The 22,692-nt window shown below is 46.3% G+C and carries 21 protein-coding genes; 9 read left to right on the top strand and 12 right to left on the bottom strand.

Going from position 1 to position 22,692, the window contains the following annotated elements:
- Positions 1-34: 34 nt before the first annotated feature.
- Together alr and DN062_RS01525 are read right to left on the bottom strand one after the other, a co-directional pair.
- Positions 35-1,126, bottom strand: a complete 1,092-nt coding sequence (gene alr / locus DN062_RS01530; RefSeq protein ID WP_112156885.1) for an alanine racemase — start codon at positions 1,124-1,126, stop codon at positions 35-37.
- A gap of 27 nt (positions 1,127-1,153) precedes the next feature.
- Positions 1,154-1,540, bottom strand: a complete 387-nt coding sequence (locus tag DN062_RS01525; RefSeq protein ID WP_112156883.1) for a RidA family protein — start codon at positions 1,538-1,540, stop codon at positions 1,154-1,156.
- 239 nt (positions 1,541-1,779) lie between these two features.
- On the opposite strand from DN062_RS01525, the gene DN062_RS01520 reads away from it, so the two are divergent.
- On the top strand, positions 1,780-2,274 hold the full coding sequence (locus DN062_RS01520; protein WP_112156882.1) for an Lrp/AsnC ligand binding domain-containing protein: 495 nt from the start codon (positions 1,780-1,782) through the stop codon (positions 2,272-2,274).
- A gap of 28 nt (positions 2,275-2,302) precedes the next feature.
- Here the strand turns inward: DN062_RS01520 and DN062_RS01515 are convergent, their stop codons facing one another.
- The 5 genes from DN062_RS01515 to DN062_RS01495 form a co-directional block, all read right to left on the bottom strand.
- Complete coding sequence (locus tag DN062_RS01515) at positions 2,303-3,058, bottom strand: sulfite exporter TauE/SafE family protein (protein ID WP_112156880.1); 756 nt, start codon at positions 3,056-3,058, stop codon at positions 2,303-2,305.
- A 5-nt stretch (positions 3,059-3,063) separates the two neighbouring features.
- Complete coding sequence (locus DN062_RS01510; RefSeq protein ID WP_112156878.1) at positions 3,064-5,193, bottom strand: TRAP transporter permease; 2,130 nt, start codon at positions 5,191-5,193, stop codon at positions 3,064-3,066.
- 72 nt (positions 5,194-5,265) lie between these two features.
- Complete coding sequence (locus DN062_RS01505; RefSeq protein WP_112156876.1) at positions 5,266-6,288, bottom strand: TAXI family TRAP transporter solute-binding subunit; 1,023 nt, start codon at positions 6,286-6,288, stop codon at positions 5,266-5,268.
- 240 nt (positions 6,289-6,528) lie between these two features.
- On the bottom strand, positions 6,529-7,887 hold the full coding sequence (locus tag DN062_RS01500) for a sigma-54-dependent transcriptional regulator (protein ID WP_112156873.1): 1,359 nt from the start codon (positions 7,885-7,887) through the stop codon (positions 6,529-6,531).
- Positions 7,887-9,683, bottom strand: coding sequence for a sensor histidine kinase (locus DN062_RS01495; RefSeq protein ID WP_112156871.1), 1,797 nt, complete (start codon positions 9,681-9,683; stop codon positions 7,887-7,889). Before DN062_RS01495 ends, DN062_RS01500 begins: the two co-directional genes overlap by 1 nt.
- Positions 9,684-9,775: 92 nt before the next feature.
- Here DN062_RS01495 and DN062_RS01490 point away from each other — a divergent pair, with 92 nt between their 5' ends.
- On the top strand, positions 9,776-10,579 hold the full coding sequence (locus tag DN062_RS01490; RefSeq protein ID WP_205126616.1) for an RluA family pseudouridine synthase: 804 nt from the start codon (positions 9,776-9,778) through the stop codon (positions 10,577-10,579).
- A gap of 55 nt (positions 10,580-10,634) precedes the next feature.
- Here DN062_RS01490 and ftsZ read toward each other — a convergent pair whose 3' ends face one another.
- The 3 genes from ftsZ to DN062_RS01475 all read right to left on the bottom strand — a co-directional run bounded on the left by ftsZ (position 10,635) and on the right by DN062_RS01475 (position 13,924).
- Entirely contained in the window at positions 10,635-11,825 is a 1,191-nt protein-coding gene (gene ftsZ, locus DN062_RS01485) for a cell division protein FtsZ (RefSeq protein WP_112156870.1), read from the bottom strand.
- A 46-nt stretch (positions 11,826-11,871) separates the two neighbouring features.
- Positions 11,872-13,131: a cell division protein FtsA gene (ftsA, locus tag DN062_RS01480; protein WP_036506518.1), complete on the bottom strand. Its 1,260-nt coding sequence runs from the start codon at positions 13,129-13,131 to the stop codon at positions 11,872-11,874.
- 445 nt (positions 13,132-13,576) lie between these two features.
- The gene (locus DN062_RS01475) at positions 13,577-13,924 is read right to left on the bottom strand and encodes a hypothetical protein (RefSeq protein WP_112156868.1); all 348 of its coding nucleotides are present in this window, start codon (positions 13,922-13,924) and stop codon (positions 13,577-13,579) included.
- Positions 13,925-14,038: 114 nt separating this feature from the next.
- On the opposite strand from DN062_RS01475, the gene DN062_RS01470 reads away from it, so the two are divergent.
- The 6 genes from DN062_RS01470 to DN062_RS01445 all read left to right on the top strand — a co-directional run bounded on the left by DN062_RS01470 (position 14,039) and on the right by DN062_RS01445 (position 19,085).
- Complete coding sequence (locus tag DN062_RS01470; protein WP_112156866.1) at positions 14,039-14,677, top strand: O-methyltransferase; 639 nt, start codon at positions 14,039-14,041, stop codon at positions 14,675-14,677.
- A gap of 27 nt (positions 14,678-14,704) precedes the next feature.
- The gene (locus DN062_RS01465) at positions 14,705-17,017 is read left to right on the top strand and encodes an intermembrane phospholipid transport YdbH family protein (RefSeq protein WP_112156865.1); all 2,313 of its coding nucleotides are present in this window, start codon (positions 14,705-14,707) and stop codon (positions 17,015-17,017) included.
- Between the two features lie 80 nt (positions 17,018-17,097).
- On the top strand, positions 17,098-17,292 hold the full coding sequence (locus DN062_RS01460) for a YnbE family lipoprotein (protein WP_205126615.1): 195 nt from the start codon (positions 17,098-17,100) through the stop codon (positions 17,290-17,292).
- A gap of 11 nt (positions 17,293-17,303) precedes the next feature.
- Complete coding sequence (locus DN062_RS01455) at positions 17,304-17,639, top strand: YdbL family probable chaperone protein (protein ID WP_239995649.1); 336 nt, start codon at positions 17,304-17,306, stop codon at positions 17,637-17,639.
- Between the two features lie 26 nt (positions 17,640-17,665).
- On the top strand, positions 17,666-18,172 hold the full coding sequence (locus tag DN062_RS01450; protein ID WP_112156861.1) for a disulfide bond formation protein B: 507 nt from the start codon (positions 17,666-17,668) through the stop codon (positions 18,170-18,172).
- Between the two features lie 4 nt (positions 18,173-18,176).
- Entirely contained in the window at positions 18,177-19,085 is a 909-nt protein-coding gene (locus DN062_RS01445; RefSeq protein ID WP_112156859.1) for a DUF1853 family protein, read from the top strand.
- Here the strand turns inward: DN062_RS01445 and DN062_RS01440 are convergent.
- A complete protein-coding gene (locus DN062_RS01440) occupies positions 19,037-19,870 on the bottom strand; it encodes an alpha/beta fold hydrolase (protein ID WP_162301229.1) in 834 nt (277 codons plus the stop codon). The two genes, DN062_RS01445 and DN062_RS01440, sit on opposite strands and share 49 nt — an antisense overlap.
- A gap of 182 nt (positions 19,871-20,052) precedes the next feature.
- Between DN062_RS01440 and DN062_RS01435 the strand changes: the two genes are divergently transcribed.
- Positions 20,053-21,615 carry a SulP family inorganic anion transporter gene (locus tag DN062_RS01435; protein WP_112156856.1) on the top strand — a complete coding sequence of 521 codons (1,563 nt, stop codon included), beginning with the start codon at positions 20,053-20,055 and terminating at the stop codon, positions 21,613-21,615.
- A gap of 80 nt (positions 21,616-21,695) precedes the next feature.
- Here DN062_RS01435 and DN062_RS01430 read toward each other — a convergent pair whose 3' ends face one another.
- On the bottom strand, positions 21,696-22,673 hold the full coding sequence (locus DN062_RS01430) for a DUF4862 family protein (protein WP_112156854.1): 978 nt from the start codon (positions 22,671-22,673) through the stop codon (positions 21,696-21,698).
- Positions 22,674-22,692 lie beyond the last annotated feature (19 nt).

Genomic DNA, 22,692 nt, shown 5'->3' with positions numbered 1-22,692 from the left:
ATAAGTAGGGAGGGATACCCCTCCCTACTTAGAGCTATTGATCTTTGTAGATGCGCTTGACTCGACGAGTCAGACCACTTAGCAGAGTATAAGGAATAGTGCTGCAGTATTTAGCCACTTCATTAATGCTCAACTGCTCTCCCCATAACTCAACGGAATCACCCACTTGAACATCAGCGCGATTCGTTAAGTCAATCGTAATCATATCCATGGAAACACGTCCAACAATCCGAGTACGTTGCCCATTGACCACCACTGGCGTTCCGGCAGGGGCATGTCGGGAATAGCCATCGGCGTATCCCACTGCCAACGTACCAATGCGCATAGGTACATCACAGACAAAACTGGCACCGTACCCAACGGCATCTCCAGCTGGTACATCACGAATCGCAATGACCTGTGTTGTCAACGTCATAGCAGGTTGTTGGCTGGCCTCTAATGCATGCCCATCGTCGAAGGGGCTTGCACCGTAAAGCATAATGCCGGGGCGTAACCAATCATGATGAGCTTGCGGCCAGTGCATAACGCCTGCTGAATTTGATAAGCTAACCTTCGCATCAATCCCTTCTAAACAGCGAGACATCGTCTCAATCTGCTTATAGGTGTCTGGACGCTCGGGCTCATCCGCACAGGCAAAGTGGCTCATGACCACTAGCTCTGCAACTTCTCTGCGTGCCTTCAAACGTGACCATGCCTGATTAAAATCGGCTGGATTTACACCTAAGCGATGCATTCCCGAGTCGACTTTCAACCAAAGACACAAGCCCTCGGCTGGATGAGAGTCGAGGAACGCCTCTAATCGATCTATCTGTTCAAGGCTATGAATGGCCGACCATAAACGATGCTGAATAATCAGCTTGAGCTCTTCGGTTTCAAAAAAACCCTCAAGCAATAGAATCGGCTCTTTAATACCCGCCTCTCTAAGCTCCAGCGCTTCCTCGATCGCCGCAACACCAAAGGCATCCGCTATTCCAGACAAGCTCTTAGCTACCTGAACAGCACCGTGTCCGTAGGCATCTGCTTTGATAATCGCAACCGCTTTAGCCATTTTGGCTTGAGATTTAGCCAACTGATAATTGTGACGAATCGCCGCCAAATTAATTTCAGCTTGAAGATTTCGTGCCATTCATTCTGCTCCTGAACATGCTGCCGATTAACCTAAGTACATGACGCCTTCGACTTCAACATCGGCACCTTTTGGTAAGGCTTTTACCGCATACGCCGCACGTGCAGGATAAGGTGCAGTGAAGTAACGTGACATGATTTCATTCACAGCGGCAAAGTTGCCTAGATCGGTCAACAAAATGGTTAACTTGACACAATCATTTAATGATCCACCTGCCGCTTCAGCAACCGCTTTTAAGTTTTCGAATACACGCACAGCTTGCGCTTCAAAACTTTCAGTGACCATTTCCATAGTCGCTGGGTCTAAGGGGATTTGGCCCGACAAATAGACAGTGTCACCTGCTTTAACCGCTTGAGAATACGGACCGATTGCAGCTGGAGCGTTTTCAGTTGAAATAATGCTTTTATTAGACATCTGTTTATTTCCTTAACCTGTAGATTTATGTAGATTTAAAGCCTTCGTGCACCTGCCACTCTCGGTCAGGTAACCTCTATTGTAAACAACCTGGCAAAGACTGCCTCTGCCTAGATCATTTTTTATTTCGGCCATAGATTTATTTCTTATTTTAAGACAGAATTAGCAGAAACATTATTTATAATTACTCATTAATCCAGTAATTCTTCTGAAAAACTTATAAAAACAGGAAAATTCAGATGGAAAAGCCCTCAAGCAACAATCTAAAAAAGTTAGATCGCATTGATCGCCACATTCTCAATGTTTTACAAAAGGAAGGCCGTATTTCGTATACCGAGTTAGCCGATCGCGTAGGATTATCCACGACCCCCTGCATGGAGCGCGTAAAAAGGCTTGAACGTAACAAATTTATTATGGGCTATCACGCTCATGTCAACCCAACGTTATTGGGGTATGACATGTTGGTGTTTGTCGAGATTTCGCTCTCCTATCAATCAGCCGATGCGTTCGAGCGCTTTAGTAAAGCCGTTATGGAACTGCCCTACATTCTTGAGTGCCATCTGGTGTCGGGGGATGCGGACTACCTGGTCAAAGCCCGTTTAGAAGACATTTCACACTACCGTGAACTGCTCGGCGATATGCTATTGAAGCTACCTGGAGTCAAAAACTCTAAAAGCTATATCGTGATGGAAAGCGTGAAAGAAAGCCTTGAGTTACCGATCAATCGTGTCTAAGGGCTCCGCTCTTAAGAGCCAAGCCTCCTTAAACGAGATCGATAATCAGCTTTACAATAATGATCACAATAACCGCTAAGGTAAAGCGCTGAATCCACTTGGCACCGTCAGGACTCAAAGTCACCCTGGCGGCCATCCAAGCACCTAACATGCTTCCCACAGCCAATACTAAACCATAGCTCCAAGCCACATGTCCTGAGTGAATAAAAACACCAAGTGCGGGCACCATATATACCAGCACAATCAAGACCTTCAGGATATTGACTTGAACCAGGTCGATTTTAAGAAGCCGGTACAACATAACAATAAACAAGATGCCAACCGCCACTTGAATAAATCCACCATAAAAACCAATGACCAGCATCGCCAAGTACACCATGGGTGTTAAATGACTGTCTTTGAGTGGCTCAGTGCGAAGATTTTTAGGTTGCGGCATCACCATAAGGATTGAGCATCCCACCATCACGACAATCAAAATCCATTGAAATAAAGCATCCCCCACTTTGGTGGCAAGCCATGCACCGAACAAGGAACCTAATACCGCCGGAATCGACAATTTTAAGGCGAGCCGCACATCCTTGTGCCCTGCTTTTCTGAAGCGCGTTACAGCGGTTGCATTCTGCAAAACGATGCCGACTCGGTTCGTCCCATTGGCGGTTGCGCTATCCAACCCCATAAACATGAGCACTGGCAAGGTAATCATTGATCCGCCTGCCGATATCACATTCATAAAGCCAGTTAACCCACCCACAGCAACCAGTATTAGCGCCTCAATTAACGTCATGAAGATTAAGCCGCCTGCAACTTAGGTGGATTGGTTTTATAACTCCAAGCAAACATTGCAAGAAACGCAATCAAGCCTGCGAGATCTATCAGAAGTAATCCATGCGGCCAAAGCATGGATAATCCGATAACGGCTAATACTGCACGCAGAAACAGGTTCAACGGATGCTCCAAATAGCCTTCCATCGCCGCAACCAATGCATAGATGCCAAACAAGGCGAAGAAGAATATTTTAATTATTTCGATGTTACTGCCACCAATGAAGCTGGTGTAGGCAAATAAAACCGGAATAATGTATAAGCCTTTTGAAATTTTCCAAGCCGTAAAGCCTGTCGCCATAGGAGGGGTCTTTGCAATTGCTGCTGCTGCAAACGCCGTCAGACATACAGGTGGGGTCACGTTTGAGTCTTGCGATAACCAGAAAATGATCATATGTGCGGACAACAGTGCCATACCCAATGCATGGGGAGAAAGCGCCTGCTGTAACAATGTCGTTTTAAAGTCAGGTGGAACAGCAGCCAACAAGGACTGAGCCGTTTCTGTATCCATTGGCGCACTTAATAGACTCATAGCATCAGGTGCCGCGAGCATAAATATCGCTTGAGCCTGCTGTGGTAATTGGCCTGACATTAATAAAGACAGTAACTGGCTTTCTGCAATTAGCACATAGAGTGCTGGTGCAGATAGAGTTGCCAGCACTATATAAGCTGCCGTTACTGGCAATCCCATGCCCAAAATCAAAGAAGCCAATGCAATGAGCACGATAGTTATAAACAAACTACCGCCAGCCCAATCCGTGACTAACAATGAGAAGGTGTTGCCGATGCCTGTCGTTGAAACGACATTCACAATCAAGCCCACCGTCAACAACAAAATCGCCGTGGTCACCATATTGCGCGTACCCAGAACCAAAGAGTCCATGACATCTTTCAAATTCATGGGGTTACTGGATAACCAAGAAGCAACAATCACCGATATAATCGCAATACCTGCGGAATAGGTCGGTGTAAACCCGTAAATCAGCGCAGTAACCAATACAGCGATTGGCAACAAGCAATGCCAACCCTTCTTGAAGACATCAATCACCTTCGGTGGATTTTCTTCAACTTTTTGCACACCCGAACGGCGAGCTTCAACTCGAACGAACATCGCAACCGACAAAAAATACAGTAAGGCTGGCAACGCTGCGTAAGCTATAATCGTGAGATAAGGCAACTGGGTATAGGATGCCATAATAAATGCACCAGCCCCCATAATTGGCGGCATTAGCTGCCCACCCGTTGAAGCCGCGGCTTCCACACCTGCGGCGAATTTTGCCGGAAAACCTGCTTTTCGCATTAAAGGGATCGTAATGACACCGGTTGAAACGGTGTTCGCGACTGATGAACCGGATACCGACCCCATCAAGCCGGAGCTAAACACAGCAACTAAACCTGGCCCACCGATGAATCGTCCAGCCACGGCTTTCGCAATATCGATAATAAAATCACCCGCACCAGATTTAATTAGAAAGGCGCCAAAGAGGATAAACATAAAGACAAACGACCAAGAAATATTGGCGATTGAGCCCAACATCCCTTCGCCAGCAATAAAGCTTCTATACAATGTTGTTTCCCAGGTTAACCCTGGAAAGTGGAACATACCACTCACCCAAGCGCCCCAAACGGGAACATAGGTTAGTGCAACAAACGCCAAGGTCGGAATAAACCATCCAGTTGCTCTTCGAGCAAACTCTAGAATCAACGCCACAGCTAAAATTGAAAAAAACCAATCCCATCCATTAAAAACAACGCCTCGCGCATATAGGTTGTTTTCAAATAGCATCAGATATAGAGCGCAGGAGACAGCTGCCAAACCCAATAGGATATCCACAGCCAAAACGACTCGTCCTGTGCTTTGTCGAGTGGTCCTAATTGCAGGAATCGTCAGTGCAGCCAACAAACCAAATGCTGCAAAATGTATCACGCTATTCCAAAGCTCTGAGACAGTGCCGAGTGTGTTGGTATAAATGTGCCATAACGCAATAATAATGGCTAAACCGTAAAATACTTTGGAGAGTATAGGATGCTGCTCGCGTTCGTTAGAAACAGGAGCATCCTCATCACGGATGGATGATAAGTCTGAAGGTGTGTTCATGAGCGTCTCGCTTGTTTTTATATCATCAAGAGACTGCTTCGGGACCTTAGCCCCGAAACAGCTATGCCAGTATTAGTCCACTAGCAAACGAGCAGGAATGTCGATACCTTGCTCTGTAAAGTAACGAGCTGCACCCTTGTGCAAAGGTAAAGGTAGGCCATTAATGGCTTTTTCAATCGCCATATCGCGTGTGGCCGGGTGAATATTGTTTAGGAAAGGCAAGTTTTCGTACATGGCTTTAGTGATTTGATAAACATGCTCTTCAGGCACATCTGCATTTGCCGCTAGAATATTCGGTTGAGAAACCGTATTGATATCTTCGGTTTGTCCTGGGTAGGTTCCGGCTGGAATAACAAAGCGTGTCCAAAGCTCAAAGTCAGAGTTAACCTGCTCAATCTGTTCATCGGTAAAATCCAGCACTTTGATATCGCGCGCCATATTGGCAAAAGCACTCGTTACAGCGGCCGCCGGGGCTCCTGCAGGAATATTCATGGCACGAATCGTTCCATTCTGCATGCCTTCTGCTGAAGGACCATACCCCATGTATGCCAAATTGAGCGAATCAGGATCGATACCCACACCCTTCAAGATCTGACGACCAGAGCCTTCAGTACCCGAGTTACGAGCACCGATTGAGAAACCGCTATTGCCTAAATTTCCGATATCCGAAATGGTACCAGTCGTTACATGGCGATTGTGAATAACGAAATGCTCAACATTTTGCCATAACATACTGACAGAACGAATGTTTTCATACTGCTTGGGTACATCACCTGTTCCGGTCCAAGCCCAACCGCCATATAGCCCTTGGAGGATTGAGAATTGAACTTGATTTTCATCCATTAGCTTAAGGTTTTCACCTGACCCTGCTGAGCTGATCGCTGAGACACTGATACCCATCGTTGGCTCAAGTTTTACTTTAACGAGCGTTGCCAGCGCAACACCGACAGGATAATAAGTACCGCCTGTTGTTGCCGTTGCCATAATATAGGACGCACCGCCTGTTTGCGCAGATGCAGTAGTAGAGAAACCTACGGTAGTTGCTAAAGCTAAGGACAAAGCAGATTTTAGAAGTGTACGCTTAGACAGTTTCATTATCTTTATTCCTCATCGGCATAAACCGAATATTATTGTTTTGAGAATGAGGGCATTCCCAATGTGCAGACACAAGGGAACAACACATCGGTCTTAGCTAAAGCAGAAAGTGTGCCAACACCACCTAATCTATTGTTTGATATAGGCTAGTGTAGCTATTATATGAAAAAAATAACTAGATTGGGTTTGTTGTAGGCAATAAATGGCTTACGCGCATAATCACCATCGGCTATTTCTTGCTTATACGCTCAAGGAAACAGAACCATCATCTGAACAGAGCTCATCTCGGCGCAATCCATGACGTAACATTTTTTGATTTAAGGTGCGCCGCGGTAACTTTAGCTCGTCCATAACAGCTTGAATGTTGCCTTGATGTCGAACCAAGGACTGACTAATCAAAATACGCTCATATGCGGCCACTAAATCGGACAATCCTCCCTCTTCACCTTGTGATACCTCGTCTTGATGATACAAACCTAACGCAAAACGCATTGCCGCATTACGCAACTCCCTGACATTACCTCGCCAAGCATTCTGGAGCAGATTGCGCACATAAGCCGAATCTGGCTCATGAAACTCAATCCCATGCACATCACAGGTCTGTCGCACAAAGTGTCTAAATAACAACATAATATCCTCTTTACGATCTCGCAAAGGAGGTATAGATAACTCGGCAATCGCCAAGCGATAGTATAAGTCTTCTCTAAAGGCACCCTTCGCCGACAATTCCAACAAATCGACCTTAGTCGCAGCGACAATGCGCAAGTCCAACTGAATCAAGGTATTACTACCAACACGCTCTAGCTGCTGCTCTTGAATGACACGAAGCAACTTGATCTGAGCATCCATCGGCATTGACTCAATTTCATCCAAAAAAAGCGTTCCACCACTGGCCAACTCCAGCTTACCTTCACGTTTTTCAATCGCACCTGTAAACGCGCCCTTCTGATGGCCAAACAATTCAGACTCAATTAAGTCTTTCGCCAATGCCCCACAATTAATGGCAACAAAGGGTTTTTCACGCCTTGTGCTTGCTTCATGGATACAGCGCGCCACTACTTCTTTGCCCGCACCTGTTTCACCCCGAATCAACACATGGGTCTGCGTGCAGGCTAAACGACGTATTTGATGACGCAATTGCTGAATCGATCCACTATTGCCCATGAGAATTCTGGCAAGCGAGTCTTCCGTTTGCTCCTTAAGCGATGCATTCTCAAGCTGCAATTGACGCGTCATCAGCGCTCGACGTATCACTTCTTCCAAACGCTCTGGATCAAAGGGTTTTTCAATGAAGTCCCAAGCTCCACGTCGCATGGCATCCACCGCCATCGGGATATCCCCTTGACCTGTAATCAGAATCACAGGCAGTTGCGGACTTTTTTTATGCAATGCATCCATAAAACTGAGCCCGTCCATGCTTGGCATACGAATATCGCTGACAACAACGCCCGGATAATGATCATCTATGTCTAACAGCGCCTTAGCAGGATCTGACCAGGCGTTAACAGTGAGCCCAGACAACTCTAACCATTGTGTAGTCGCTTCCAGAACGGCAAGATCATCATCCACCATTGCGATCTTTAATGTATCTAATGTCATCAGCTCTTCTCACATTTTAAAATATCGATTGCAGGCAATTTAACTTCAAAGGCGGCGCCGCCGATTTCCGCACGCTCAACACGAATACTTCCACCCAAGTCCTGTATCAGTCCATAACAAATGAAGAGACCTAAACCCATGCCCTCTCCAGCTGCTTTAGTACTGTAAAAGGGATCGAACAGCCGGTCGATCTGTGTTTCATCGAAGTGCTCACCGTTATCCGAAAGGGTGAACACCCAGTGCTCTTCTTGACGCAACAATTGAATTTCAATTTTCGCATGATTCAGTGTCGCTGTTGCATCCAAGGCATTACTGAGCAGGTTCAGTAAGATTTGTTCGATCCGCGTAGCATCTGCTCTAATCCAAGCCTCATTCGGCAAAGCGAGCACCAACTCAATCGCCTGAGTCTCTATGCGAGCACTTAGCATATCCAACACAAACGACAAGCGATCCACCCAATTCACAGGCTGTAACTGTTGAGGGGATTCTCGAACAAACGCTTTCATTTGCTTAATGATCTGGCTCATTCGACCAATTAGTGTAAACACTTTATCGAGCGTAGGGGCAACTGACTCGTAGCGCCCTGTATCAAGAAGCTTTTTAGCCGTGGCCGTATAGGTTCGAATGGCCGTAATTGGCTGATTAAGCTCATGCGCGACCCCAGCAGATAGGGTACCTAATGCCGCCAACTTACCCGCTTGAACCAGTTCGCGCTGAGCATTTTGCAATTCAAGGCTGCGAGCATTCAGCTCAGCTGTACGCTCTTGCACCTGAAACTCTAGGGTATCATTTGCTTCTCTAAGGGCCTTTTCTGCAACCAAAGCCGCTTGTGTACGTCGACTGCGCTCTCTTAACCATAAGCTCCCCATCAGAATGAGAACATAGAGCACCAAGACAAGGCTTGTCACCAGTGCGGAAACCTTATAAAGCGATTGAACCGGAATCATGTAGATAATTGTCCAGCCTAACCGCGTTAATGGGTATTCTGCCATCACATAATCGGCATCACGCTCATCGCCAACGGACACACGATAGTGGCTGTCCAACTCCCGCCCTAAAGGTTGCAACTCTACATCAAAGAACTGACGACCCTGTTGAATCCAGAGAACTTGCTCTTCTGACAGTTCATTCAGCATTCTGTATTTCCAACCTGGGTTGCTCGACAAAACCACAACCTGATTAGCATCGATGACCAATACATGCTCAGCGGCCAAGGTCCAGTCAGCTTGTAAAGGCTCTAGATCGACTTTGACCACAGCAACACCTAACAGCCGCCCTGCTGCATTGACAACCCTCTGCGATAAGAAATAGCCCGGCAGCCCTGTCGTTGTTCCAATCGCAAAGAACTCACCTCGACCATAGTTCACTGCATCCAAGTAATAAGGACGATAGGCGTAATTATTGCCAACAAAACTCCCCTCTTCCAAATAATTACTGGAGGCAAGCGTGAGCCCTTCGGTGTTCAATAAATAAAGGGTATCCGCGCCAGAAGCCTCTCTGGCATTCACCAGAAAGTCTTGAATACGTTCAATATGCTCGTGATTTTCCATATCGGTTAAAAGATTTTGCACCCTCGGTTGCTTGGCTAACATCCAGGGTAAATAATCAAACTTCTCAATCGCTCCTTCAAAACTACTGGCATATAGGCTAAGTCGCTCCTGCGCCCTTGCCTGAGCCTCTTCTTTTGCAAAGTGATAGGCTTGCCACGCGGTTAAGGCCATCAAAACCGGCAAAAGGAGCAAACCAAAAAACCAAAAGCGTCGGTACTCAAAAAATGAGCGACGGGCCAAACTCATAGGCTAATTTCCTGACAGTCAACAAAAGAACACTCTATAATACCCACCAATCAATTTAAATAACCGCCTTTAACACATCACAGGTATTGGATTTGACTCAGCCCATCAAAATAAGCCATCAGCTCACCCAAGAAGACCAAGGCGTATTGGCCATTGACCTCCTCAGCCGACTCACGAACTTACCCAAACTTCGCCTCAAGGATGCAATGAGTAAAGGTGCTGTTTGGTTAAAACGCAAAAAACAACTGCGTTTGAGGCGAATCAAAGAGCCTCTGAAAGTCGGCGATGTGCTGTCGATTTACTATGACGATTCTTTACTCAGCTTGGCATTGCCTGAAGGCATCCGCTGCTTAGAACAGAACCGCTTTTACAGCGTTTGGTTTAAACCTGCCGGTGTCATGTCACAAGGTACGCAATTTGGCGACCATTTATCTCTGCTTCGATATGTAGAAACTACCACACAACGCCCAGTGTTTCTTATCCATCGTTTGGACAGAGAAACGCAAGGGTTGATGCTCATCGCACATCAACCAAAAGGTGCTGCCGCATTAACATCACTTTTTACCGAACATAAAATACGCAAAATTTACAGGGCCGAAGTGCTTGGAAAAGTCGATAGCAAAGGGCAAATTACATTTCCGCTAGACGAAAAACCCGCATGTACTCTATACGAATGCATTGCGTATGATGCTGCTTTAGATATTAGCCACGTGAAAGTCGAGTTGCAGACAGGTCGAACTCATCAAATACGCCGTCATTTTGACATGATCGGTCACCCAGTCATGGGAGATCCTAGATATGGTAAAGGGAATAAAAACACTGAAGGGTTAAAACTAACCGCATCTGAGCTGGTATTTACCTGTCCGTTTACCAATGAAGTAAAGCATTATTCTTAAATAAAAAAACCGCCCTAAAACTAGGGCGGCTAACCTGGATGGTTAAAAAGTTACGTCAGTCAGCTTGACGACGCAAAAAGGCAGGAATATCTAGAAACTCCATATCGTCCGTGCCAGTTCTCTTAGCTGGCTCTGAACTGGCGCTTTTTTCTTCGGTTCTTTTAACTTGAAAACGTTCTTCACGGCGAGCAGGTCTCATTCCGCTTGGCAGCTCAACCTGAGTCGAAACTGAAGCACTTCTGACCGCACGCATGCGCATTCCGCTGTTAACCACTTGCTTGACTTCTTGAGCCTTGCAAAGGCCTGTTGCCACGACAGTGACCTTAATTTCATCACTCATTTCGGGGTCAATAACCGTACCTACGACAATTGTTGCCGTATCTGAGGCATATTCTTCAATGATGTTGCCCACTTCAGTAAACTCGCCTAGACTAAGATCAAGCCCGGCCGTAATGTTCACTAAAATGCCACTTGCCCCTTTTAAATCAACATCTTCAAGCAAAGGGCTATTGATTGCCGCTTCGGTTGCTATCGTGGCTCGAGCATCACCACGCCCCACACCCGTACCCATCATAGCCATGCCCATTGATGACATCACCGTGCGCACGTCAGCGAAGTCAACGTTAATCATGCCAGGACGAATAATCAGGTCGGCAATGCCCTGCACTGCGCCTTTTAAGACATCGTTTGCAATCTTAAACGCTTCGATCAAACTGGTATTACGGCCCAATACTGGCAGCAATTTTTCGTTTGGAATGATAATGAGCGAGTCAACACTTTCCTGTAATTCACGGATGCCATCTTCAGCGATCTTCATCCGCTTACGGCCTTCAAATGGGAAAGGCTTAGTGACAACAGCAACAGTGAGAATACCCATTTCTTTCGCTACTTGAGCTACGATCGGGGCTGCACCTGTCCCCGTACCACCACCCATACCCGCCGTAATAAACACCATATCGGCGCCCGACAAAGCCTGAGCAATGCGATCACGATCCTCTTGTGCCGCAAGACGCCCAACGTCAGGGTTTGCACCCGCACCTAATCCTTTGGTCAACTCACTTCCTATGTGCAAGGCCGTCCGCGTCGCTGATTTAGCAAGCGCTTGAGCATCTGTGTTTGCACAAATAAACTCAACACCTTCTACTTCAGAGATCAGCATGTGCTCAACAGCGTTGCCGCCGCCGCCGCCCACTCCGATCACTTTGATCACCGCGCTCTGCGGCACGCTATCCAACAGTTCAAACATTCATTACCTCCAGGTTTTTTCCCACTCTATTGGTGGGTGTAAATCATTAAAAATTGCCTTGAAACCATGTCTTGATTTTTTGCATCATTTTTTTCTTCGGTGGTATTTCAACCGGATGCCGAGCTGTTTCAGGTACGGTTAGACCTGACTCATTCACAGTGCCTTGAGACAACCTCGCATAATGCAATAAGCCAATACTGGTTGCATAGGCAGGATTGTGCAGCAAACTCTCCATGCCACGAACGCCATCAGGCACAGCTAAACGCACAGGCATATGAAAAATTTCTTCTGCGAGTTCAACAGCACCTTCCATGCGAGATGTGCCACCTGTTAGCACGATCCCTGCCGCCACCATATCTTCATAACCGGAGCGACGAAGTTCAGTCAAAACCAGATTAAAAAGCTCTTCATAACGCGGCTCAACCACTTCTGCCAACGACTGACGTGATAAATTACGTGAAGGGCGATCACCAACGCTAGGCACTTGTATCGTTTCATCTGCTTGAGCAAGCTGAGATAACGCGCAGGCATACTTAATTTTAATTTTTTCGGCATGCTGAGTCGGGGTACGCAGGGCCATTGCTATATCGTTGGTCACCTGATCACCGGCGATTGGAATCACCGCCGTATGACGAATAGCACCGGCTGTGAACACTGCAATATCGGTCGTACCTGCTCCGATATCGACCATGCAAACACCCAAGTCTTTTTCATCTTCGGTCAACACCGAATAACCAGAGGCCAATTGCTGCAGGACGATCGCATCAACTTCTAAATCACACCGACGAATGCATTTTTCAATATTCTGAATCGCGTTCGTTGCACCAGTTACGAGATGAACTTTGGCTTCTAAGCGAACACCGGACATACCCAGAGGCTCTTTAATACCTTCTTGGTTATCGATCATGTACTCTTGTGGAAGAATATGAATAATTTTTTGATCGGCAGGTATGGCAACAGCGCGCGCTGCATCGATCACTCGCTCTAGATCCTGCTCCGTCACCTCACGATCACGAACAGCCACAATGCCATGCGAGTTAAGACTATTGATATGGCTGCCTGCAATACCGGCCGTGACGGAGTGAATTTTACACCCAGCCATCAACTCGGCTTCTTCAACCGCACGCTGGATGGCACTGACGGTGGATTCAATATTGACAACGACGCCCCGTTTTAACCCTGTCGATGGGTGGGTGCCAACCCCAACTGTTTCAATAGTGCCATCCGGGCGTAGTTCACCCACAAGACATACCACTTTAGATGTCCCGATATCGAGGGCGACAATCATGTTGTTAACAGTCAACATAGTTTTGATAGGTTCTCAAGGTCAAAGCCTGTATCTAACGGCCGTTTATTATTCATACGCAAATTACAGGCCAACTTTAATTAGCACAGGATAAAAACTTTCCAATGCTAATTATCACCGAGTCTGCCGCCTATATTCAACTTTTTTTTAGCCTATAAAAACGGCAAAAATTTGCCGCCTTATACGGCAAACCTCTGTATTTTCAATAAACTAGAAACTTTAGACATGAACAACTTTGCCGATCAAAAAATATACAATCTAAAATAATTCATTTATAAAGAAATATTTTCAATCAAGATTCCTTTTTGAATAATCGGCAAAAATTCAAGATTTAATCTTGATAAATCAAAGCAAAATCAAAATTGCATTTTGATTTTTCAAGAAAAATTATGATCATGTCTTGTTTTTTTTCAGTCCATTTTTCAATCTGCAAAAAACACTTGCCTCACCACATGACATAGAGCACAGGGATTGAAATCAATGCAGCTGCACCAGAAATGAACACATTGCGCAGGTCTCCAAGCTTATGCAGCACTAAAAAGTGCGCGACTGGAAAAGAGACAAACACGCTACTTAAAGGAATCCACCAGTCTAAACGCGAAAAACCATACGCCAAAGCACCTATTAATGTCAGTGCAGACACATTTCCTAATACCATCACAAAAACCAACCCCTGTTGAGACTGCAAAAACGTAGGTTTCTGCTCTTCAGGTAGCTTGTTCAGTGCCCCCGCACTTAGCGCAGCTGACATAGAAAACACACCGGCTAACAAAAAAATAAAGACTGGATCCATTTTTACACTCCTCTTTTATATACTCGCCCGCCATTGTACGACAAAGCCGCTCCTATCACGTAATTAATGATACAATCTTCTGCTTAAGACATCATTTGCTGCCTTTGGTGACCCATGCCCGACTATCTCGTTGATGAAGCCGTAGAAGATTACGCATTTATTAGCACGCAAAAAGAACCAGAACTGCTCCAAGAGCTAATTGACACCACCAACGCTCAAATGGGCTGGCCCCAGAAGTTATCTGGGCGATTGGTTGGCCGCACACTAAAACTCCTATCTTCATTAGTACAGCCTACACGGGCTCTCGAAATAGGCATGTTCACAGGTTATTCTGCCTTATCTATTGCCGAAGGCATGCCTGATCATGGACGTTTACTCTGTTGCGAAACCAATCCTCGCGCAATCGACATGGCCAAATCATTTTTCGCAAAAAGCGAACACGGTCATAAAATCGATGTCGTCTTCGGACGAGCTCTGGATACACTCAAGACCATTGACTATGAACTGGACTTCACTTTCATTGATGCCGATAAACGCAGCTACCTTGAATACTACGAAGAAGTCAAAAAGCGCACCCGCTCAGGTGGCTTGATTATACTTGATAATGTCCTATGGTCTGGCAAAGTTTTGCAACCCGAGTCAGAATTAGACGATATACTAGTCGAAACCAACCATCGGATCGCGAACGACCCTGATGTTGAGAATGTTTTTTTAACTGTCCGTGATGGACTCAACGTTGTCCGCAAACGTTAACGATCCAAATTCAGCAGGAGCAGATGAATGAAAACTTTGATATATCTATGTCTCAGTTTACTGCTCCTTATCCTGGCACTTGTCGCCTCTAGCGTGTTTTTTTTCCCCCAAATAACCCGTCATATCTTACCCTTATGGCTAGAAAAGCAGGGTTTTGAGAATATTCATTTTGAAATGTCCCCGCTAGCGACAGATCAGATTTATATTAACCAGCTATGCTTCTCAAAATCAGACATTGATCAAACCCTTAATGCCTGCCTGAACAACAGCCAGCTGACCTTTAGCCTTAAACCCCTCTTGCAGCGGTTGAGCCTGCCTAGCCTCAAGGTAGAACATGCTACGCTGCGCATAGAGCAACATGGTGTCTCTGAGCAGGAAGCTCAGTTTGATCTCTGGCTATCTGAGTTTATTAATAGCGAGCAACTGCCTCTTCTACCGCTAGAACAGCTTGAAATAGACAAGCTGGCCGTTGAATGGCGAAGCCCCACCCAGCACTATGAAGTTGAAGGTCGTCTTAGCCTTAATGCTGAACGCTGGTACAGTAACCTTCATGTACGGCAGCAAGGCCAGTCACTGATTGATGCAGAGATTAAAGTTACCCAGCAGCTCGAAACCTACTTACTACTCAGTTACGAAGACAATTCACTGTACGAAATGAGTGGAAATTTGGCGCACAAAGAAGACCATTGGCAACTGAGCTTAGGCCACATATTGCATGCAGATGTCGCCATGAACTGGTTTCAAAATCAACATGCAATCACGATAGACCTGCCTGAGTTCAAACAGGCTCAACTGACCGGGAGCACTCAGATTCAAATTCCCGATTACTGGCAAGGCAGTCTCATCGATAGCTTAAGCAACATTCAACTCGATGCATCCTTAGGACTTAGCTTGGACCTATCGACGCCTCATCTACAGAGTCAAAATGCGCAAGTTTTGTTGAATGCGACTGCAAGGATCGAATCTGGACGCCTGCAGGCTCAACTCATTGAAGGAGCATCCATTCACTTAAATGAATTAGCATTTGGCGATTTTTACACGCCCACCCTCTATCTGCAGCTTCTATCGAATCTCGAACTTGAATTCAATCTATTGCATAGCGATCTTTGGCGATATGGATCTAGCCGATGGATTATTAACGGCCAACAACCCCGGCTCAAGGGCTTGGATGACCTACAAGCGCTGCCGCTACTACTCACCCTTGAAGGAGGTGATGCCAACACTGGCTTTAAAGGGCACGCAAACATTCCATCCTTACGTATCTCGCCGCCCGGAAGAACACTGCCGGCTTTAAGCATTGAAGGTCCGTTCAAATTCAACAAGACACGTGATTCGATTACAGGCAGTGCATCCGTTAAAACTCAAGATCTACCGCTACAATTAGATACCAATTACCAGTACAGCACTCAAGGCTCTGGCTTTTTGAATTGGACACTGGCTCGTTATTCACTGCAAGGCCAGACTCAAGTGCTGAGACGTTTTTTACCGGAGCTGCCAGCCAAGCTTGATTTGGCACAAGGCAATCTAACGCATAATGCTAGTCTCAAATTTAGTGCAAACCGCTGGTCACTCCAAGCGAATACCGAACTAACCTCCGGCGTGGTTAACTACGGCGAAATCTACGCTCAGGGAGTTAATTGGAAAAGTCAGTTAAGTCTCGACTCAAGTGGTCAGTTTCAAGATCAAGGCAATCTGTTACTGGAGTATGCCAACATTGGACTGCCTATAACGTCCTCAGGCATTCACTATCAATACAGAGGCAATACGAGTAATACCAACACTCATCAGTTAAGTCTCGAATCACAGAAACTGTTTTTACTGGGGGGTGAAATTTATCTACCGGCCATACAAGTCAATCCCTTAAATCCCAATACTATTTTTCTAGTGAGCATCCGCGACATTCAACTTTCATCCATTCTTGAACTTTATGCGCAACAAGGACTCTATGGTGAAGGTACAATTGATGGGCAACTTCCCATACAAATCACACCCTTGGGTATTACTATTACGCGCGGCAATTTAGGTAGTGTTATACCGGGTGTTATTCGTTACACGCCCAGTCATGGCGTAGGTGCGGCGGCCAGCAGCAATTTTGGCCTGCGTTTGGCGTTAGATGCTCTAACAGACCTGAGATACACCCTGTTAGATTTAGAAGTAAACTACCAACCCTCAGGTGATGCCCACTTAGTCGCACGCCTGCAGGGCAACAATCCAAACTGGCAACAAGGGCGTCCTATCGACCTCACCCTGAGCGTTGAAGAAAATATTCTAGACCTACTAAATGCCCTGCAAATCAGCAACCGAATCACCGATTCACTGGATCGACGATTTAGACGGTGAAAAACAGCTCTGTTTAGTATAGGTTAAGCATACATCCCTTAGTCTAACTGTAAGAGGATTTAACATTGGAGAAGATGATTATGAAAACGCGGTTGCTCACAGCAAGCACTCTTGTCTTGCTGATTATGATGGTAGGCTGCACCCCTACCGTGCAGGTTTCTGCGCCTACTGACCCGATTACGATCAATCTGAATGTTAAAATCCAGCATGAAATTTTAGTAAAAGTGGATCGAGAGATCGATGCATTACTTGAACAAAACAGCGACCTTTTCTGAGGACAATGATGATGTCTAAATCGATTAAAATGTTTTTCGCCATGGCGGCTCTTCTGATCCTTGCCTTCCCCGCTTGGGCGCTGTCTTTAGAACAAGCGAAAAGCCAAGGTTTAGTTGGAGAACAACTCAATGGATATATAGGTGCTGTTGGCAACTCGCCCTCTGCCGACGTTCGAAATTTGGTGAGCTCAATCAACCAACAACGTAACGAACTTTATAAACAACGTGCTCGCGAGTCGTCTGTGACACTGGATGTTTTCGAAGCTCGTGCAGGTGAGCGACTCCGAGAGCGTGCAAATACTGGCGAGTTCATTCAAGACTCAAATGGACAATGGCGTCGTAAATAATTAACGACTCGTATAAGGAGGTTGTTTTGTTCAGTTACCGCCAACTCAATTTTTTAGGTCTTGTATTGTGCGTCAGTGCAATGGCCTTTGCCTTGCTGTTCCTTCAAAATCATTTAGGGCTAGAACCCTGCCCATTATGTATTGTGACACGCATCATCGTCATCAGCCTAGCGGTCGTATTTTTGGTCGCCTTCTTACACAATCCTAACAGCGGTGGCCAGAAGGTCTATGCTGGGCTCAATCTGATAATTGCGATCATTGGACTCGGTGTTCAACTGCGTCATGTTTGGCTGCAAAGCCTGCCAGCCGATGAGGTGCCAGCCTGTGGTCCAGGACTGGAATACCTTATGGATACCTTACCACTGGTATCTGTACTTGAACATGTTTTCAGTGGTTCGGGAGAGTGTGCTGAAATTGACTGGACATTTTTGGGCCTAAGCATTCCGGCTCAAACCGCCCTATTATTTGTTGTTATGCTTGCTTTAATTTTGACAATATTAAAGAAAAAAACCAAACGCCCCTTATTCGGCTAACTCCATGAATTGGGCGTTTTTACAGCATATTAAAGTCCAGCAAGTTCGCGATCTGTATTGTGCCATTAATGGCCCATCCGTCGCCGACTTGCCAAGCTTGACTCACTGGCAAGACGACAGCCCAGATTTTCATCACCGCTTACTCACCTTAAACTCCAACCCTGCTCCCTTACTTCAATATTTATCTGACCACCCGCAATCTCGCTTGGGTCTGTACTTTGAAACACTTTGGCATTTTTACTTTGAGCAACACCCTCGGTTTGAGCTTCTCGCAAGAAACTTGCAAATTCAGCCGGATAAGCAAACGACGCTAGGAGAATTAGACCTTATTATCCAGGATCATTTATGTAATCAAAGCATTCATATAGAACTGGCCATTAAGTTTTATATGAACCCTTGGAATCACAAAACTCAACCTTTACACCATTGGGTCGGCCCAGAGCTGCGAGATCGATTTGATTTCAAATATGAAAAAACACTAACGCAACAACTGCCTTTATCTCAGCACCCCTGTACACAAGCAACGTTAATACAACGAAACCTTGGGATCGACAAATCGATTGCCGTCATGAAAGGTACCCTCTTCTCACCTAGATCGACCGCTCAACACAGCAATGTATGGATGACACGAGAGCAACTTTTGCAAACTTGGCCCAATCAGAAAGCACGTTATTTAAATAAGCGCCTGTGGCTCAGCCCTTTGCATTCCGATGAAAATACGGACATCGCTAAGCTATCCACTCTATTGGAGGCAAACACCAATGACAGCCCGTATAAAATTGCCTTGCTATCGGATCAGGAGGAAGAAGTTGGTCGCTGCTTTGTCGTCAATACGCTCTGGCAACAACGCGCGCAAACCTTTACTCAACACTCAGCTAAAAAACGCTTAACGAGCACAATCGACTCTGATTGAGCAAGTGTTGGGGCGTGGCCCACCCCTGGCAGCTCAATCAGTTGAGCCTGCGGCTTGGATGCCAACATTTTATCCACTAACTCAGACAATAAAACATCGGAGGTTTCACCTCGGATAATCAAGACCTTCGCAGCAAGCCCACACCACTCCGCCCATAAATTCTGATTACCCTGCTGTTGAAAGGGTATCACTAAACGAGGATCGTAGTGCAAGGTTAGGCGCCCCTCGCTGTTACGACGAGCGGAGGTGATGGCCATACGTTGCCAAAAAGCGTCCGTATTGCGACCAAACGATGCATACACCTGACGAAACCAAGCCTCGAGCTCATTGAATGTCGTGAAGGTTGGCAGCAATGAAACATAGGTGCGTATTCGCTCCACCGCCAAGGCTGGCACTTCAGGTGCTACATCATTAACCAACAAGGACTCAATCTGCGCAGGATAATGGTGCGCAAAATAGATACCAATCAACCCGCCCATGGATGTGCCAACCCACTTGCACTGACGAACACCAAAATACTGAAGCAATCCTGTTGCTATCTGAGCGTAAAAAGGAATTGTGTACTGCTGTTCTGGGTGCTCACACCACTGGGAAAGTCCTCGACCAGGTGTGTCAGGGCATAGAACAAAGTAATCGGCACTCAACGCTTGAGCAAGTTCATCAAAATCACGCCCAGTGCGAGTCAGTCCATGCCACAACACAACGCAGGGCGAAGAAGGATTCCCCCAAGTGGTCACATGAACTTCTAGACCTGAACATTGGATAAAATGATGTATAGGACTCATAGCGACACTCCTTGTTAACAGAACGTATTTGATCTTAATCCATATAATTAACGTCAAGCAACGCTTCAATGCATTCATCAATGCATTGGATAATGCCAAGGTCGGACTTGCAGGACACGGGTATCTTCTCTAACGTATAGAATTGTCTCTAAAAAACAATTACAACAACAAAAGGATTCACCATGCGAGACTATTCGATCTCATTGCTTAAGGGTGATATTTTTGGAGGTCTCACTGCTGGTGTGGTTGCCTTACCTTTAGCCTTGGCATTTGGCGTAGCCTCTGGGGCTGGTGCAGCTGCAGGTTTGTATGGTGCGATTGTATTAGGGCTGGTTGCGGCATTTTTAGGGGGTACGCGGGTTCAAATATCCGGCCCGACAGGCCCAATGACCGTTGTGTTTGCTTCCGCGCTTGCCGCCTTTGGTGGCAGCTTTGAAATGGCTTTGGCCGTTGTGTTAGTGGGTGGAATTCTCCAAATAGGTTTGGGGCTGCTTAAAACAGGAGGACTTGTTCGCTACATTCCCTACCCGGTCATCTCAGGATTTATGAGCGGAATCGGAGTTATCATTATTCTTTTACAAACCGCCCCCTTGATGGGTGCTCCGGCGTCTGCCTCCCCGCTTGAAGCGATTCTTAAGTTCCCTGTCAGCCTCTCACTTTTGAACCTACACGCTATAGGTATCGGCTTATTAACACTCGCCATCGTTTTTTTAACGCCAATTCGGATCAGTCGATTTATTCCCTCCCCACTACTCGCACTGGTTTTATGCACGCTCATTAGTGTTGCACTGGATTTAAATTTACCCATCATTGGCGAAATTCCAACGGGTTTACCCGAGTTCCATCTACCCACGTTTACGCTGAGCCAATGGAGCTTAATTTTCAGCCTAGGCTTAACATTGGCGCTGTTAGGAAGTATTGACAGTTTATTAACCTCTATTGTCGCCGATTCCGTGACCCAAACGCGTCACCAACCGAACCGGGAACTCATTGGTCAAGGCATAGGCAATATTCTTTGCTCATTTGTGGGGGGACTGCCGGGGGCTGGAGCCACGATGAGAACCGTCGTTAACATCAATTCAGGCGGGAAAACACGCGTCAGTGGCGTCATCCATTCGTTATTTTTATTAACCCTACTGCTCGGTCTTGCGCCTCTGGCCGCGCAAATCCCTTTAGCCGTATTGGCCGGCATTCTGATAAAAGTCGGCATTGATATCCTTGATTACCGCTTGTTAAAACTGCTCAAACAGGCCCCCAGACCTGAATCCCTCATTATGGCCTCGGTGTTTGCATTAACCGTCTTGGTTGATCTAGTGATGGCGGTAGGCGTGGGTGTTGTTTTGGCCATGGGGCTTTTAACTTGGCGTGTCGCAAAAGAGGCTGATATTACGTTTGACACAAGCAACTCTCGTTATCCCTATTTGGATAAAGCCAACCCAGGTACACGAATTGTGCATGTGAAAGGGCCATTGTTCTTCGGCTCAACCAGCCACATGCTTGATCGTATTGAAACCGTTGATAAGGTCGTTGGTACGCAACAAATCATCTTTGATTGTCGTAAAGTCGACTTTTTGGACTTAACGGCCATTTTCACACTTGATGATATGGTTGCACGCCTCCATCAGCGTAAGATTCGACCCAAAGTGGTCGCCACCCAAGAAATACGTCAACAGCTGTTGCAGATGAATACCCCCAACTTAACGGAGTCGATTATTTTTGCAGACATGAAAGAGGCCATGGAGTAATAGGTTTTTCAACAAGGCGCCTGAAGGCTTCAGCGCCTAGAGAGAGTTGGCTACTTATCTGGTTAAACAAGGCAAGTCGCTCAGGGTGTCGCCGCAAAATAGCGATCAAAAATAGCCAGCGTATTGCGAACATAATCAATACGCTGCTCAATACTCGCAGACATCGGACGGATACCAATTTTTGCACCCAAAATCGGCAATTGCTCAGCGTGGCCTGCCGCCGCTAAGCACTGCCATATTACTTGCTCAGTCATCCAGCTGCCCGGCTCACCATGCAACACCTGCTCACTAAGACGTGGTGGTTGATGGCTGTCACACCAAGCACCATATTCACTGTTTTGGTCCGACACTCCAGAAAACATAACACCACTTAATACGCCTGCTGCTTGCGCTGCCTTAATATGCTCAAGCGCACCCTCAACCCGACGTGTCTCAATGACCGAGCGCCCCCAGTTAATGACCATGCCCAAACGCTGTGCTGCAGGTAGATGGATGTTTAACTGCGTTAACACCTCAAGCTCATCAGCCAATGCCAAAAAGCCTTTAGAGGGAAGATGGCTATCAACATAAGCATCACAATGCTCGATCACCAAGTGAGCTCCCTGCCAGTCCCAGCTCATCAGGGTTTGGAGTGACGCTTGTAAAGCCGCTTTAGATGACGCTGCTTTATGCCGCGCTGGCGCCGTTTGTATTTGTATCGCCTTAACCGCTGACCTGCCCAAATGGGCATTCAGTTTGTGAATGGCGGTGCAGGCCTGCTGCATAAAGTCCAGCGCTGCCAAGCGACCTTCCTCATCTAAAGAGGCAATACCAAACCGTGGGTTCTGCCCCAACGCATTCATGATGCCGGGAATACAGGTAAACACATAATCCCAAGCTGGGTCGATATTCGCTAATAACCAGCTGTCATCATACGGATGTAAGCTACCCAAAAATGGATGCTCTAGTCCTTTCACATTCGGTAGGGCCTTTAATTCGTCATAAAAAGCCACTTCCAATTCAGCGTTCCAGCCACTATGGTTAGGCGAGGCGGCATACGCACCAAGGTAATATTTCATTGTAATAAGTATCCATTTC

Origin of the sequence: Nitrincola tibetensis (genome assembly GCF_003284585.1) — a bacterium.
GTDB lineage: Bacteria > Pseudomonadota > Gammaproteobacteria > Pseudomonadales > Balneatricaceae > Nitrincola > Nitrincola tibetensis.
The sequence above is the reverse complement of the archived record's forward strand: the minus strand, read 5'-3'. Positions and strand labels throughout refer to the sequence as shown.

Coding starts and splice junctions, on each gene's coding strand:
- alr (WP_112156885.1), bottom strand. CDS start 1,126: ATGGCACGAAATCTTCAAGCTGAAATTAATTTGGCGGCGATTCGTCAC.
- DN062_RS01525 (WP_112156883.1), bottom strand. CDS start 1,540: ATGTCTAATAAAAGCATTATTTCAACTGAAAACGCTCCAGCTGCAATC.
- DN062_RS01520 (WP_112156882.1), top strand. CDS start 1,780: ATGGAAAAGCCCTCAAGCAACAATCTAAAAAAGTTAGATCGCATTGAT.
- DN062_RS01515 (WP_112156880.1), bottom strand. CDS start 3,058: ATGACGTTAATTGAGGCGCTAATACTGGTTGCTGTGGGTGGGTTAACT.
- DN062_RS01510 (WP_112156878.1), bottom strand. CDS start 5,193: ATGAACACACCTTCAGACTTATCATCCATCCGTGATGAGGATGCTCCT.
- DN062_RS01505 (WP_112156876.1), bottom strand. CDS start 6,288: ATGAAACTGTCTAAGCGTACACTTCTAAAATCTGCTTTGTCCTTAGCT.
- DN062_RS01500 (WP_112156873.1), bottom strand. CDS start 7,887: ATGACATTAGATACATTAAAGATCGCAATGGTGGATGATGATCTTGCC.
- DN062_RS01495 (WP_112156871.1), bottom strand. CDS start 9,683: ATGAGTTTGGCCCGTCGCTCATTTTTTGAGTACCGACGCTTTTGGTTT.
- ftsZ (WP_112156870.1), bottom strand. CDS start 11,825: ATGTTTGAACTGTTGGATAGCGTGCCGCAGAGCGCGGTGATCAAAGTG.
- ftsA (WP_036506518.1), bottom strand. CDS start 13,131: ATGTTGACTGTTAACAACATGATTGTCGCCCTCGATATCGGGACATCT.
- DN062_RS01475 (WP_112156868.1), bottom strand. CDS start 13,924: ATGGATCCAGTCTTTATTTTTTTGTTAGCCGGTGTGTTTTCTATGTCA.
- DN062_RS01470 (WP_112156866.1), top strand. CDS start 14,039: ATGCCCGACTATCTCGTTGATGAAGCCGTAGAAGATTACGCATTTATT.
- DN062_RS01465 (WP_112156865.1), top strand. CDS start 14,705: ATGAAAACTTTGATATATCTATGTCTCAGTTTACTGCTCCTTATCCTG.
- DN062_RS01460 (WP_205126615.1), top strand. CDS start 17,098: ATGAAAACGCGGTTGCTCACAGCAAGCACTCTTGTCTTGCTGATTATG.
- DN062_RS01455 (WP_239995649.1), top strand. CDS start 17,304: ATGTCTAAATCGATTAAAATGTTTTTCGCCATGGCGGCTCTTCTGATC.
- DN062_RS01445 (WP_112156859.1), top strand. CDS start 18,177: ATGAATTGGGCGTTTTTACAGCATATTAAAGTCCAGCAAGTTCGCGAT.
- DN062_RS01440 (WP_162301229.1), bottom strand. CDS start 19,870: ATGAGTCCTATACATCATTTTATCCAATGTTCAGGTCTAGAAGTTCAT.
- DN062_RS01435 (WP_112156856.1), top strand. CDS start 20,053: ATGCGAGACTATTCGATCTCATTGCTTAAGGGTGATATTTTTGGAGGT.
- DN062_RS01430 (WP_112156854.1), bottom strand. CDS start 22,673: ATGAAATATTACCTTGGTGCGTATGCCGCCTCGCCTAACCATAGTGGC.